The 15011-nt window shown below is 43.0% G+C and carries 11 protein-coding genes and 4 pseudogenes; 9 read left to right on the top strand and 6 right to left on the bottom strand.

The genetic code is table 11. The annotated features are described in order from the left end of the window. Nucleotides 1–50 precede the first annotated feature (50 nt). The 3 genes from glmS to REG_RS06070 all read left to right on the top strand — a co-directional run bounded on the left by glmS (nt 51) and on the right by REG_RS06070 (nt 3277). Nucleotides 51–1883 carry a glutamine--fructose-6-phosphate transaminase (isomerizing) gene (glmS, locus tag REG_RS06060; protein ID WP_039907751.1) on the top strand — a complete coding sequence of 611 codons (1833 nt, stop codon included), beginning with the start codon at nt 51–53 and terminating at the stop codon, nt 1881–1883. 4 nt (nt 1884–1887) lie between these two features. Continuing rightward, a complete protein-coding gene (rlmB, locus tag REG_RS06065; RefSeq protein WP_006704848.1) occupies nt 1888–2643 on the top strand; it encodes a 23S rRNA (guanosine(2251)-2'-O)-methyltransferase RlmB in 756 nt (251 codons plus the stop codon). A gap of 298 nt (nt 2644–2941) precedes the next feature. Further along, a complete protein-coding gene (locus tag REG_RS06070; RefSeq protein ID WP_006704849.1) occupies nt 2942–3277 on the top strand; it encodes a hypothetical protein in 336 nt (111 codons plus the stop codon). Between the two features lie 84 nt (nt 3278–3361). On the opposite strand, the gene REG_RS06075 is transcribed toward REG_RS06070, so the two are convergent. From REG_RS06075 to prmB, 4 genes are all read right to left on the bottom strand, one after another. Continuing rightward, a complete protein-coding gene (locus REG_RS06075) occupies nt 3362–3646 on the bottom strand; it encodes a YfcL family protein (RefSeq protein WP_006704850.1) in 285 nt (94 codons plus the stop codon). Further along, a complete protein-coding gene (locus tag REG_RS06080) occupies nt 3630–4193 on the bottom strand; it encodes an elongation factor P hydroxylase (protein WP_006704851.1) in 564 nt (187 codons plus the stop codon). The genes REG_RS06075 and REG_RS06080 overlap by 17 nt, the downstream gene beginning before the upstream one ends. Continuing rightward, nucleotides 4175–5242: a chorismate synthase gene (gene aroC / locus REG_RS06085; RefSeq protein ID WP_006704852.1), complete on the bottom strand. Its 1068-nt coding sequence runs from the start codon at nt 5240–5242 to the stop codon at nt 4175–4177. Before aroC ends, REG_RS06080 begins: the two co-directional genes overlap by 19 nt. Nucleotides 5243–5369: 127 nt before the next feature. Further along, entirely contained in the window at nt 5370–6302 is a 933-nt protein-coding gene (gene prmB, locus REG_RS06090) for a 50S ribosomal protein L3 N(5)-glutamine methyltransferase (RefSeq protein ID WP_039907576.1), read from the bottom strand. Nucleotides 6303–6569: 267 nt separating this feature from the next. Here prmB and gpmB point away from each other — a divergent pair. Then, nucleotides 6570–7126 (top strand): annotated as a pseudogene (gene gpmB, locus REG_RS06095) (2,3-diphosphoglycerate-dependent phosphoglycerate mutase GpmB); the annotation flags it as partial. 123 nt (nt 7127–7249) lie between these two features. On the opposite strand, the pseudogene arcA reads toward gpmB, so the two are convergent. Then, nucleotides 7250–7956, bottom strand: a pseudogene (gene arcA, locus REG_RS06100) (two-component system response regulator ArcA). Between the two features lie 448 nt (nt 7957–8404). On the opposite strand from arcA, the gene thrA reads away from it, so the two are divergent. Genes thrA through thrC form a run of 4 tightly spaced genes read left to right on the top strand, consistent with a single transcriptional unit; the run spans nt 8405 to nt 13233 of the window. Beyond that, a complete protein-coding gene (gene thrA, locus REG_RS06105; protein ID WP_006704856.1) occupies nt 8405–10873 on the top strand; it encodes a bifunctional aspartate kinase/homoserine dehydrogenase I in 2469 nt (822 codons plus the stop codon). A 2-nt stretch (nt 10874–10875) separates the two neighbouring features. After that, nucleotides 10876–11817, top strand: a complete 942-nt coding sequence (gene thrB / locus REG_RS06110; RefSeq protein ID WP_039907579.1) for a homoserine kinase — start codon at nt 10876–10878, stop codon at nt 11815–11817. Next, a complete protein-coding gene (locus REG_RS13310) occupies nt 11777–11944 on the top strand; it encodes a hypothetical protein (protein WP_176603457.1) in 168 nt (55 codons plus the stop codon). Before thrB ends, REG_RS13310 begins: the two co-directional genes overlap by 41 nt. Beyond that, nucleotides 11941–13233: a threonine synthase gene (gene thrC, locus REG_RS06115; RefSeq protein ID WP_006704858.1), complete on the top strand. Its 1293-nt coding sequence runs from the start codon at nt 11941–11943 to the stop codon at nt 13231–13233. Before REG_RS13310 ends, thrC begins: the two co-directional genes overlap by 4 nt. A 154-nt stretch (nt 13234–13387) precedes the next feature. Here the strand turns inward: thrC and REG_RS06120 are convergent. After that, nucleotides 13388–14042: pseudogene (locus REG_RS06120) on the bottom strand (YaaA family protein). A 150-nt stretch (nt 14043–14192) separates the two neighbouring features. Between REG_RS06120 and fabR the strand changes: the two are divergent. Then, nucleotides 14193–14829, top strand: a pseudogene (fabR, locus tag REG_RS06125) (HTH-type transcriptional repressor FabR). Nucleotides 14830–15011 lie beyond the last annotated feature (182 nt).

Here is a 15011-nt window from a genome sequence, read left to right on the forward strand (position 1 = left end):
CAAAGGGTATAGAGCCTATTTTAATATTTTTAATGTATGAGTATAAGCTGATGTGTGGAATTGTTGGCGCCGTAGCGCAACGTAATATTACTGAAATATTGATTAAGGGTTTGCAGGCGCTTGAATACCGTGGTTATGATTCAGCCGGTTTAGCCGTTGTCGATAGCGAAGGAAAAATGACCTGCTTGCGCCGAACAGGCAAAGTACAATCCTTAGCGGATGCCGCTAAAACACAACCTTTGCTGGGTAATACCGGCATAGCGCATACGCGCTGGGCAACGCATGGTAAACCGTCAGAGCTGAATGCTCATCCTCATCTGTCGACGCATATTGCCGTGGTTCATAATGGTATTATCGAAAATTATGAATCATTACGTAATTTATTAATTCATCGTGGTTATAATTTTACTTCTGAGACTGATACCGAGGTGATTGCCCATCTAATAGATTGGCAACAACGACAGCAAGGGGGCTCACTTCTCGAGGTGATGCAACCTGTTGTTGCTCAATTATCCGGTACCTATGGTGTTGTGGTGATGGATAGTCGTGATCCCGCTCGCTTAGTCGCTGCCCGATCAGGCAGCCCACTGGTGATTGGTTGTGGCGAGGGAGAAAATTTTATCGCCTCTGATGAATTAGCGCTATTAAAGGTTGCCCGTCGATTTATTTATCTGGCCGAAGGCGATCTGGTGGAAATGACGCATAGCAGCCTGTCTATTTTTGATGGTCAAGGTAACGCAGTGCAACGGGCTGAAACAGCGCCCCAAGCGCAATATCATGCGGGAGATAAAGGGCTCTATCGCCACTATATGCAAAAAGAAATCCATGAGCAGCCGCTAGCGCTGCAACAAACGCTCACGGATCGTATCAATAATGGCAAAATCGATTTCTCTGAATTAGGCAGTGATATCGCTGATCGGCTAACCAATGTGCAACATATTCAAATCGTCGCCTGTGGTACCTCTTACCATGCTGGCCTGGTTGCTCGTTATTGGTTTGAATCTTTAGCGGGGATCCCTTGCGATGTAGAAATTTCCTCTGAATTTCGTTATCGCCAACCGGTGGTTCGCGCCAACAGTTTGTTAATTACCTTATCGCAATCGGGTGAAACCGCCGATACGCTCGCGGCATTACGTTTATCAAAAACACTAGGCTACTTAGCTTCGTTGGCTATCTGTAATGTAGCGGGATCCTCGTTAGTACGTGAATCTGATATGGCATTGATGACCAAAGCGGGTATTGAGATTGGTGTTGCTTCGACGAAAGCCTTTACGACCCAATTGGCTGTATTGTTGATGTTAGTGGCTTTTATGGGTAAGAAAAAAGGCAGGCCAGAAGCGGTAGAGCACAAAATTGTGCATGCGTTACAAACACTGCCAGTAAAAATTACAGAAATATTAACCTGGGATAACAGCATCGCCAATTTGGCAAACAATTTTTATGATAAAAAGCATGCCTTGTTTATTGGCCGAGGTGAGTTATATCCGATTGCCATGGAAGGAGCCTTGAAGCTAAAAGAAATTTCCTATATTCATGCGGAAGCTTATGCGGCGGGTGAATTAAAACATGGCCCCTTAGCGCTGATTGATGAAAACATGCCAGTGATTGTTATTGCGCCAAAGAATTCATTGCTAGAGAAATTAAAATCGAATATTGAAGAGATCCGTGCTCGAGGGGGTGAATTGTCTATTTTCACCGATAAAGCAGCGGCTTTTAACGAAAGTAAAGGGATAAAAACGATTCAATTACCACAAGTAGACGATATTATCGCCCCTATTTTTTATACCGTGGCATTACAGCTGCTGTCATACCATGTTGCCTTGATCAAAAAAACCGATGTCGATCAACCCCGTAATCTCGCTAAATCGGTAACGGTGGAATAAATTTATGGATGAAATGATTTACGGCATTCATGCCGTCAAGGCCTTATTAGAGAAAGAGCCACACCGTCTTCTCGAAATTTTTCTTCAAAAAGATCGTCATGATCGTCGGCTACGGTCACTAATCTCGGCGATAGAATCCGAAGGATTACAGGTGCAGATGGCTAAACGCCAATGGTTAGATAATCAAGTTAACCATGAGGTTCACCAGGGCATCGTAGCGAAAATACGTCAAGGGCGTCAGTATCAAGAAAATGATTTGCTGCAATTAGTAGAAAAATTATTAGCCGATAAGAAGGATCCCTTGCTGTTAATTCTCGATGGCGTTACCGATCCGCATAATTTAGGCGCTTGTTTGCGTAGCGCTGATGCTGCTGGAGTGCACGCGGTCATTGTGCCGAAAGATCATTCAGCTCCTCTTAATGCAACAGTGAAAAAAGTGGCCAGTGGTGCTGCCGAAACGGTACCGCTGATTGTGGTAACCAATTTGGCTCGCACGCTGCGATTATTAAAAGAGCATAATATCTGGATTGTTGGCACCGCGGGCGACGCAGAGCAAAATTTGTATCAATGGAAAATACAACAATCAATGGCTTTAGTGATGGGAAGCGAAGGGCAAGGCATGCGTCGTTTAACACGCGAGCATTGTGATGAATTAATCAGTATTCCGCTAGCGGGTAGCGTCTCATCGCTGAACGTGTCTGTTGCTACCGGCGTTTGTTTGTTTGAAGTAACACGTCAGCGTAATCTTAGCAATCATTAGAGCCTGTTCAAACTCAGGGATAGTGTGATACGTGTCAGCTATCTAATCTCTGGGGATTAAAATCACTGATGGCGGAGGCATGGACAGGAAAATACTATAGCGCTGCACTGTTAACAAAGTGAGTGTTGAGATAATATCCGCTTTTTGTGGGGTTATTAAGGATGAAAAACAGACATTATCCAATCAAAGCGTCCGATTTTATAAAAGAAATCGAGCCTCATATTCTTAAATATTACCAGCGTCCAGGCAGACCCTCGGGTATCAGCCATTATCACTTTTTCTGAAAGTCTTTCCTATTTTGTGGGCAAAAGGAGACTGGAGACAGATAAATGATGTCATCGCGGATAAAGGCTACGATTTTTATGATGTCAAAAAGCTTATTCGTGATAGCGGAAAATACCCGGTTATCCCTCGCCGCCAGGGCGCGATTTATCCCGGTATCCAGCCAAAAGATAAAGAAAAATATAAAACACGTAATGCCATTGAACGTTTCTTCGGCAAAAAAAAGAACACAAAAGACTCGCTTTACGCTTTGATAAGCTGGATGTCACCTTCTTTTCTTTTTTCGCCATCGCTTGTCTTAAGGTTTTTAAATTACTTTGTTAACAGTGCCGCCATAGCCAAAGCAGTTTAATTTGATTCAAGGCGGAGGAGCGCAGACAGTACAAATAGTACGGCAAGCGACGACAACGCAGAATCAAATTAAACTGCTTTGGCTCTAACGCTCTTCATGTTGAGCTTGCTGTAACAAGTAATGCCACATATTAAATACCAGTCTTTGATCCGGAGGCGATAACTCACCGGCTTTTACTGCCTTTTCTAAACTATGTTTTACCCGAATATGCAGTTGCTCAACGGAATGTTCACCATGCTCTTCTGCTTGCGCAACCGCAAGCGTAATATGGCCACATAAGTAACCACTGGCAAATAAATTATCGGCGTCAGCATATTCCACCATATCATCGATTTGAGCTAAAATGCGCGCTTCAAATTTTTCGAGCATATCTCTCTTCCTTAAAATGTACTGCGGTCAGCGACGGTGTTTGGTAAAACCGCTGTAACGCTTGAATAAAGAGCTGAGCGCGAGGAGCAATCCCATACTGTAAATATGACAATACCTGTTGACGAACACGATGTTGAAAAGCGAACCGATCCGGCTCACAGTCTCCTTGCAGATTGTCACAACTCACGTTGAAAGGAAAATCCGACGCCACACAAAATAACCATTCTAGCGCTTGAGGTTTTATCTCCACATTTTCAAACTGATGTTGAGTTTGAAGATCACGTCCATCTGGACAATACCAATAACCATAATCAACTAATTGTCTACGTTTTTCTCCAGCAATACACCAATGAGCCACTTCATGCAGAGCACTCGCATAAAAACCATGCGCAAAAATCACCCGATGATAGGGTGTTGTTTCATCGGCCGGCAGATATATCGGTTCGTCATCTCCCTTTAATAATCTGGTATTGTCACTATTGGCAAAGCATTGATTAAAAATAGTGATTAATTGTTGATAATGATGGATCACCACGGCTCTCCACATTGTGCTCTTTGACGTAATACATGATCCATTAACACAATGGCCACCATCGCCTCAGCGATAGGAACGGCTCGAATGCCAATACAGGGATCGTGGCGTCCACCGGTAATAATAGTGGCTGCTTCACCCTGATGATTAATTGTGCGCCCAGGGATCCTAATACTTGAAGTGGGTTTTAACGCGATGTGGCTCACCAGTGCCTGCCCAGTACTAATACCACCTAAGATCCCCCCGGCATGATTACTGGTGAAACCTTGGGGCATTATTTCATCACGATTTTCACTGCCTTTTTTGCTAACCACCGCAAAACCGGCTCCTATCTCAACGCCCTTTACTGCATTAATGCTCATCAATGCATGCGCTAAATCCGCATCGAGGCGATCAAAAACAGGTTCACCTAAACCAACAGGCACATTGTCAGCAATGATGGTCACTTTGGCGCCAATAGAATCCTCCTCTTTTTTCAGGATCCGTATCAGCGTATCGAGTTCAGCTATTTTGCTTTCGTCTGGACAAAAAAAGGGATTTTGTTCGACAAAATCCCAATCTTTTAATTCACAGCAAAGGGTGCCCATTTGCGCTAAGTAGCCTCGTACTTTTACCCCAAATTTTTGAGATAAATAATGTTTGGCAATGGCACCGGCGGCAACACGCATGGCGGTTTCACGAGCAGAGGAGCGGCCTCCCCCTCGATAATCACGAATGCCGTATTTTTTCTGATAGGTAAAATCAGCATGCCCAGGGCGAAAAATATTTTTAATAGAGTTGTAATCCTGTGGACGTTGATCGGTATTTTCAATCATTAATCCAATACTGGTTCCCGTTGTTTTCTCTTCAAACACCCCAGACAAAATACGAATTTGATCCAACTCACGTCGGGGAGAAGTGTAACAAGAGCCGCCAGGCCGACGGCGGTCAAGTTCCCGTTGTAAAATTTCTTCCGTTAGGGGAAGACCCGGGGGAACACCGTCAACAATCCCTCCTAAGGCGGTGCCATGAGACTCGCCAAAGGCCGTAACACGAAAGAGTTGCCCAATGCTGTTGCCTGCCATCAGAGTGCCTTATTTATCACGATATACCCTTCGCCTTTCAAGTTACGGCAGTGTTGACTGCTCAGACTCACCCCAGTCTGTACACTCCTGCGATTCGCTTGACTGCCGCCTTACCGTAACTCGAAATTCATTGGGTATAACAACTGAAATAATGATGATATTGCTGCAATTGTTGTTTAGTGAGCATAAAGACACCATCACCGCCATGTTCAAAAGTTAACCAGGTGAACGCTACATCCGGATATTGTCTGATTAAATGCATCATACTATTACCCACTTCACAAATTAACACCCCATCATCTTGTAAAAAATCGGGAGCCCAAGCCAAGATCCGGCGCACTAATTCCAGACCATCCTCCCCTGCCGCTAAGCCTAATTTAGGTTCAAAACAAAATTCTGGCGGCAAATTTGCCATATCTTCAGTGTCGACATAAGGCGGATTGGTGACAATAAGATCATATTGAATTGGCGGCAAGGCGTGAAATAAATCAGAAAGGATCGGAGTCACTTGCTGCTCGACAGCGTGCTGCTGAATATTGTATTCGGTTACTGCTAAAACCTCTTCTGAAATATCGACCGCATCGATGTCTGCTTGTGCAAAGGCATGGGCACAAGCAATAGCGATACAGCCACTGCCAGTACAGAGATCCAAAATATGTTTAGGCGTGCGCGGTAATAAAGTAGCAAACTTTTTGTTGATTAATTCACCAATGGGTGAACGTGGTACTAAAACCCGTTCATCAACATAATACTCCCGCCCGCAAAACCACGCTTGATGAGTCAAGTAGGCCACAGGGATACGTTCATCGACCCGCCGGTTTATCCGCTCGATAATTAACCGTCGTTCACTTAAGGTTAAACGGGCAGAGCGGATCTCTGTCGGCATTTCTATTGGTAAATATAAAGTAGCCAAAATCAGTTGTAGTGCTTCATCCCAGGGATTATCAGCGCCGTGGCCGTAATAAAGATCAGCGCTATTAAATCGGCTCACCGCCCAACGCAACATATCTCCAATGCTGTGCAGTTCTCTTACCGTGTCATCGATCGCCATTTTATTCAATTTTTCAGCTCTCCTCGTTCCATTAGCCGCTATTTTGAAACAGTCACCAACGAAGTCAAGGGCTATGAGCATGGCATGTAGCCGAATCAGTTTAATTTGATTCAAGGCGGAGGAGCGCAGACAGTACAAATAGTACGGCAAGCGACGACAACACTTAAATCAAATTAAACTGGTTTGGCTATACAAGTTTCTACCTGGTTGAAGCCTAAAAAATGATACATAATAAACTGAACATGCTGGAGCTAACTTAACGCAACGGGAAAAAACATGTTACAGGTCTATCTTGTTCGTCACAGTGAAACGTTGCACAGCGCATTCAGGGGCAATCTGATAGCCCCCTGACGCTTGAAGGGGAAAGACAAGCAAAGTTAGTCGCTAACCGCGTTAAAATCGAAAAAATTACTCATGTTATTAGCAGCAATTTGCGCCGTGCGCAGAAAACCGCAGAAATTATTGCGGCGGCCTGCGGTGGTCTCCAGGTGACCACAGATTCGCGTTTGCGAGAACTGGATATGGGCGTATTAGAGGGGCGAGAAATTACCAGCTTGACCGAAGAAGAAGAGAGATGGCGTAGAAGCATCGTAGAAGGGAGCCTAGATGCTGGTATCCCCGAAGGAGAATCCATGGCAGAACTGGCCACCCGTATGCACGCTGCTCTGGAAAGTTGCCTTGCTCTACCGGATGACAGCAAACCACTGCTAGTGAGTCATGGGATTGCACTAAGCTGCTTAATCAGTACGCTTCTTGGTTTACCTGTATACTCTCGCCGACGTTTGCGACTACGTAATGGTTCATTATCCCGTATTGATTATCAAAATAGTTCCTGACTTGCCGAGGGTTGGATTATTGAAAGCACGGGTGATACTTCGTATCTTACTGATTATCGCACTTCCACAAAGTAGGAACCATCATCGCCACTAGAGCCTATTCATCGATAGATGATAATTTTATTGGGTTAAATCACCACAAAAACGATAGCCTTCACCGTGAACGGTCACAATAATCTTTGGCGTGCTTGATATCGACTCAAAGTATTTACGAATACGTCGGATGGTGACATCCACTGTGCGATCATGTGCTTTGAGCTCACGTCCTGTCATTTTTTGCAATAATTCATCTCGAGATTGAATTTTTCCAGGATTTTCACAAAAATGCAGTAAGGCACGGAATTCACTACGCGGCAATTTATAATGTTTCTCTGTCGGGCTAATCAGTGAACGGCTATTAATATCCAGTTTCCAACCATTGAATGTGTAACCTTCAATTATTTTACTTTCTTCATTTACGGTTCCCAATTTCATGGTTCGAGAAAGCAAGTTACGTGTCCGGATAGTCAATTCACGTAGATTGCAAGGTTTTGTGATGTAGTGATCCGCTCCAATTTCTAAACCGAGCATCTTATCTATTTCATTATCACTGCCCGTTAAGAAAATTAAAGCAACGTCAGCTTGTTCACGCAGTTCTCGAGCAAGTAGCAAGCCGTTTTTACCAGGCAAATTGATATCCATTATCACTAAATTAATCTGATTGCCAGATAGGATATGGTGCATTTGTTCTCCATCAGTGGCTTCATGAACAACATAGCCTTCCGCTTCGATAATGCCTTACGAGTGACTAACTCGTCTTCTACGATTAGAATATGCGGGGTTTGCATGTTTACTACCTAAGAGCAAGATTGCCAACAAAACTATATTTCAAAAGCATATCTTAAAACTACCTTGTAAAACAGTATGTTGTTGATAGATACCAGGGCTGATTGTAGCACGTTAACACTTTCGTGAAAAACCCTTAGAAAAGTTTTGAGAAAATAAATGGATACATAATATTAATAATTAATGAATTATGTTTAAGTGTTTATACAAAAACGAAGAAAAAATGCGCTAAAAAACCGAGTGAATAAGAAAAATTGCAACAGGCTCGAAGAATAATATACCCAATGAATTTCGAGTTACGGCAAGGCGGCAATCAATCGAATCCCAGGAGTGTACAGGTAGTTACATGACAGAGGATGAGAGATCGCTGTCAACGCCGCCGTAACTTGGAAGGCGAAGGGTATAATCTGTGCGGATCATTACTCAAGTAAATATCGGAGAAAATAAAAAATGCGAGTACTGAAATTTGGGGGCACCTCAGTAGCCAATGCACCACAATTTATGTCTGCTGCCAATATTGTTGAAAACAATGCAAATAAAGAAAAAAAAGTGGCAATTGTGTTATCTGCGCCCGCCAAAATTACTAATTATTTAGTCACTATGATCGACACTGTCATAGCAAAACAAGATGTGTTACCGATCATTAATAACGCTAAACAAATTTTTTCTGATTTAATCTTAGGACTTGCTCAAGCGCATCCCAACATAGCTGAACAATCGTTAAACGATTTGCTAGCACAAGAATTTACACAATTGACACAATCGCTGCATGAGATCTCTTTGTTAGGGCATTGTCCCGCTGCTATTAATGCCACCATTATTAGTCGTGGTGAAAAACTTTCTATTGCAATAATGGCCGCATTGTTACAAGCAAAAAAATTTGAGGTCACGATGATTGATCCGGTTGAAAACTTGCTGGCTCAAGGTGATTATCTTGAATCCACCGTAGATGTGGCTGCCTCTACTTTACGTATTAGCGCTAAAAATATCCCGACCACTCACATTATACTGATGGCGGGTTTTATTGCGGGTAACGATAAAAATGAATTGGTACTCTTGGGGCGCAATGGCTCCGACTATTCCGCGGCAGTATTGGCTGCATGTTTACACGCTGATTGTTGTGAAATTTGGACTGATGTTGACGGCGTTTACACCTGTGATCCACAAGTAGTACCCGATGCAAAATTGCTGAAATCACTCTCCTATCAAGAAGCGATGGAGCTTTCTTATTTCGGCGCTAAAGTACTTCATCCACGTACCATTAGCCCTATTTCTCAATTTAAAATACCTTGTTTGATTAAAAACACCTCTAATCCACAAGCGCCAGGAACGTTAATTAGCGATAAAAAGAATGATGATGGCAATTATTTAGTGAAAGGAATTACTAATCTGAATCATGTCGCCATGATTAGCGTCTCAGGGCCAGGAATGAAAGGCATGGTTGGGATGGCAGCACGGGTGTTTTCTACTATGTCGCGTAGCGGCATTTCTGTGGTGTTGATCACTCAGTCGTCCTCCGAATACAGCATCAGTTTTTGTGTGCCGCAGCAGCAATTATCACTGGTTCTCGCCGCGTTAGAGCAAGAATTTGTCCCCGAGCAAAAAGAAGGATTGTTAGATGTATTAAATGTCATCAAAGATCTAGCTATTATCTCGGTCATTGGAGATGGAATGCGTGCACAATGTGGCATCTCCGCCCGTTTTTTTTCCGCTTTAGCACATGCTAACATCAATATTATTGCGATCGCACAAGGCTCTTCTGAACGTTCTATTTCTGCGGTAATAGATAACCGTATGGCGACAACCGGGGTTCGTGTTTGTCACCAAATTTTATTCAATACCAATCAAATCATTGAGGTTTTCATCATCGGTATTGGTGGCGTAGGTAGTGCATTAATCGAACAAATTCATCGACAAAAAAATTGGCTGAAACAAAAGCATATCGACTTACGGGTGTGCGGGATTGCCAATTCTAAAACTATGTTGACGCACGCTGATGGTATCCCCCTCACCCATTGGCGAGAGCAACTCAGATTGTCACAAGAAAAATATAATCTGCATCATTTTCGCGCTCTGGCGAAAAAAAATCATTTACTTAATCCGATTATCGTTGATTGCACTTCCAGTAAAGAAATCGCCGAACAATATGTCGACTTACTCAAAGAAGGCTTTCATGTGGTGACGCCGAATAAAAAAGCCAATACGGCGTCAATGGATTATTACAATCAATTACGGATCACCGCAACGCAATCACGCCGTAAATTTCTCTATGATACTAATGTCGGCGCGGGTTTACCTGTGATAGAAAATTTGCAAAATTTGCTTAATGCCGGCGATAAGTTAGTCAAATTTTCAGGGATTTTATCCGGTTCACTTTCTTTTATCTTCGGTAAATTAGATGAAGGCATGACGTTATCAGACGCCACTGCTGAAGCGAAAAAATTAGGCTATACCGAGCCGGATCTGCGTGATGATTTGTCAGGAATGGATGTAGCACGTAAATTGTTGATTATAGTTCGAGAAGTCGGTTTTAAATTGGAATTGAATGATATTAAGCTGACATCTGTATTACCAGCAGAGTTTGATACTTCAGGTGACATTGCTACTTTTATGCGCCGTTTACCGTCGGTAGATGAAAATTTTAGTGAAAAGATAAAAAAAGCCGGTGAAAAAAATAAAGTATTGCGTTACGTTGGTAAAATTGAAGAAAACGGCGATTGTACAGTGGGTATAGAAGAGATTGATAGTCATGATCCACTCAACAAAATCAAAAATGGTGAAAATGCATTGACCTTCTATAGCCGTTATTATCAGCCATTACCTTTAGTACTACGCGGCTATGGTGCTGGTAATGAGGTCACGGCAGCGGGTATATTTGCTGACATTTTACGCACATTATCTTGGAAGCAGGGAAATTAAAGATGATCAAAATTTTTGCGCCCGCATCAATAGGTAATGTCAGTGTCGGTTTTGATGTGTTAGGAGCGGCAATATCTCCTATTGATGGCTTCCTTCTGGGCGATTGTGTCAGCATTGAAGCAGCTAATTGCTTTAGTTTATGCAATGAGGGTCGCTTCAAAGACAAATTGCCACAAAATGAGAAAAAAAATATTGTTTATCAATGCTGGGAACGTTTTTGTAAAGAAATAGACAAAGAAATAGCGGTAACAATACGGCTAGAAAAAAATATGCCGATCGGCTCAGGTTTGGGTTCTAGTGCCTGTTCAATAGTCGCGGCTCTCGTTGCGTTAAATCAATTTTGTGGCCATCCTCTAAAAGAAGCCGCGTTATTATCGATGATGGGTGAGATGGAAGGAGAGATCTCTGGGGGAGTTCACTATGATAATGTTGCGCCCTGTTATCTGGGTGGTATGCAATTAATTCTAGAAGAAGATCAGTGTATTAATCAATCGATTCCTGGTTTTGATGATTGGTTATGGGTCATGGCTTATCCTGGAATTAAAGTTTCTACCCTCGAGGCGAGACGCATTTTACCTGATCAATACCGCAAACAAGATTGCATCGACTATGGACGTCGTTTAGCGGGATTTATCCATGCTTGTCATTCTGAACAATCCGAGTTAGCAACGAAATTGATGAAAGACGTGATCGCCGAACCCTATCGCACTCAGTTGCTACCTGGTTTTGACACCGCTCGCCAAGAAATAATGAAAAAAGGGGCTTCGGCTTGTGGCATTTCAGGCTCGGGTCCTACTTTATTTGCGATCTGTAATAAGAAAGAGGTAGCAGAAGATATAGCTAATTATTTGAAAGATAATTATCTGCAAAATGACCAAGGTTTTGTTCATATCTGCCGTCTTGATGGCACTGGCGCTCGTCAATTATATACCCATAGCCTTTGAAGTTGCCGCTAGGCTAGGCGGCCAGGATGTGAGACCGATGAGCGTAGATAGACTACGTGATTCGGCGAGCACCCGCAGCCAACAACGCGGTGGCTTCAAAGGCGAAGGGTATAGGAATAATATATGAAATTTTACAACTTAAAAGATCACCACCAGCAAGTCAGTTTTATCCAGGCGTTAACACAGGGCTTGGGAAAGCAACAAGGCTTATTTTTTCCACTTGAATTACCGGTATTGGAATCAACAGAGGTAGATCACCTGTTAAAGCAAGATTTTGTCACCCGCAGTAGCCGTATTCTTTCAGCTTTTATTGGTGATGAAATAACGCCCGAGATCATGCAGAAAAAAGTGAAAGCGGCCTTTACCTTTCCAGCCCCGCTGCTAACAACTATCAGCGAAAAAATAGCGATACTGGAGCTATTTCATGGCCCGACGTTAGCATTTAAAGATTTTGGCGCGCGTTTTATGGCGCAAATGTTAGCGACAGTGGCTACCGATAAACCGGTTACTATCTTAACCGCTACCTCTGGGGATACGGGCGCGGCAGTGGCGCATGCCTTTTATGGTTTGCAAAACGTCCGTGTTGTCATCCTCTATCCGCGTGGAAAAATTAGTTCATTGCAAGAAAAGCTATTTTGCACCCTAGGCGGCAATATTGACACTGTCGCTATCGACGGTGATTTTGATGCTTGCCAAACCTTAGTCAAACAGTCTTTCGACGATACAGAAATACGGCAGAAAGTGAATCTAAATTCCGCCAACTCGATCAATATCAGCCGATTACTGGCGCAAATTTGTTATTACTTTGAAGCCGTCGCGCAATGTCCTCAAGAAGCGAGAGAGCAATTGGTGATCGCCGTACCCAGTGGCAATTTTGGTAATTTAACCGCCGGTTTATTGGCTAAATCACTTGGGCTACCGATCAAACGTTTTATCGCCGCTACCAATGCTAACGATACCGTGCCCCGTTTTTTAAGCAGCGGAAAATGGCAGATTAATCCAACGGTAGCGACTTTATCGAATGCCATGGATGTCAGTGCGCCAAACAACTGGCCACGGGTTGAAGAATTATTTCGCCGTAAGAAATGGTCGTTACAGGATTTGGCTTATGGCGCTGTCAGCGACAAAACAACGCAAGATGCCATGCGTGAACTCGCAACACTGGGATATATCTCAGAGCCTCATGCTGCCATTGCTTACCAGGTATTGCGTGAAAAATTACACCAGGATGAGTTCGGTTTATTTTTAGCAACGGCACACCCGGCGAAATTCAAAGAAAGTGTTGAATCTATTTTGCAACAGCAACTGCCGTTACCCAAAGCCTTGGCAAGCAGGGTAAATTTACCCTTGCTTTCACATTATTTACCGGTGGATTACGCTAAATTACGCACTTTTTTACTTCAACAGTCTCAATAACGCCCCAAACTACCTCCATAGCGGCGTATACCCTTCGTCTTGTTGGCTGCGAGTGTTCGCCGAATCACGTAGTATGTCTACGCTCATCGGTCTCACCCCCTGGCAGCCGAAGGAAACTTCAAGGACTGTGGGTATAGCCGTTTGGGGAAGTCATTCATCGCGGCTCTGATCGTTTAAATACCAGCTCATTTTTTACTGATAGCCCAGGATCAAATGCATACCCTTGGCAATTAAAATCACGTAATTGTTCTATTTTTGTTAATCGATTTTTAATAATAAAACGGCTCATCAATCCCCGCGCTTTTTTAGCATAAAAACTGATTACTTTATATTTACCGTTTTTTTCATCGAGAAAAACGGGTTTGACCAAGGTGCCTGCCAATTTTTCAGGTGTTAATGCGTTGATATATTCATCAGAAGCCAGATTAATCAGCACCGCATCTCCCTGTTTTTCTAACGCCTGATTTAATTGTTTGGTTAAACTATCTTGCCAAAAAGCATAAAGATCTTTGCCGACGGGATTAATTAATTTCGTCCCCATTTCTAGACGATAAGGCTGTAAAAGCTAAAATAGCCTGACGGGCGTTCTGTAACGTCAATTCAGTTTGCCATTCATTAAAACGTTTTACATTTAGCGTGGCCAGCTTATTGCTGATTTTGATCAGACCGGCGAGCTTTATTGGCGTAAGCGTACGACAAATATCAACTAACCTTTGTGATTGATCGAGCAATTTAGGCTGAGTGAATTTGTCGGTTGCCAATGGACTTTGATAATCAAGCGTTTTAGCAGGAGAAAGGACAATAAGCATAATGATATCCATTTTGGTATAAGCAGATCAGGATGTTAAATTAGCAAAAAAATAATGTGCAAGGCGAAGGGTATATACGAGTACCATAAAGGTTGATATCAATAGTAATATAGTCTGCATGAAAAAATTGGATCTATTTTGAATACAGTGATAGGTATTAGGGCGCAACAAAAAGAACGCACGCGACGCTCTCTTATTGCAGCCGCTTTTAGTCAATTGAGAGCAGAACGGAGTTTTGCTAGCCTGAGTTTACGAGAAGTATCTGAGTTTACGAGAAGTATCTCGTCAAGCCGGGATTGCACCAACTTCATTTTATCGGCATTTCCGTGATGTGGATGAGCTGGGACTAACCATGGTTGATGAAAGCGGCCTGATGCTGCGACAACTTATGCGCCAGGCGCGTCAGCGTATTGCTACAGGCGGCAGTGTGATTCGTACCTCTGTAGCGACATTTATGGAATTTATTGATAATAATCCCAATGCTTTCCGTTTATTATTGCGTGAACGATCTGGCACATCGGCGGCGTTTCAGGCAGCAGTTGCGCGTGAAATTCAACATTTTATTGCTGAATTGGCAGATTATTTGGGACAAAAAAGTAACATGCCAAGTCATTTCACTAAAGCGCAAGCAGAAGCCATGGTTACCATAGTGTTTAGTGCAGGTGCGGAAGCACTTGATGTTGATATTGAGCAGCGGCGGGGGTTAGAAAAACGCTTAATATTACAGCTCCGTATGATTGCTAAAGGGGTCTATTATTGGTATCACCGTGAACAAAAAAATCGATAACACATAAATCTCTTATGTTCGCTGATACTTTAGACTGCTTGCATAACCTACTGCGTGTTGTGAATTTTGCGGTGAGCAGTATAGCCGAAGCAGTTTAATTTGATTCTGTGTTGTCGTCGCTTGCCGTACTATTTGTAATGTCTGTGCTCCTCCGCCTTGAATCAAATTAAACTGCTTCGGCT

The sequence above is a fragment of the Candidatus Regiella insecticola LSR1 genome (assembly GCF_000143625.1).
Classification (GTDB): Bacteria; Pseudomonadota; Gammaproteobacteria; order Enterobacterales; family Enterobacteriaceae; genus Regiella; species Regiella insecticola.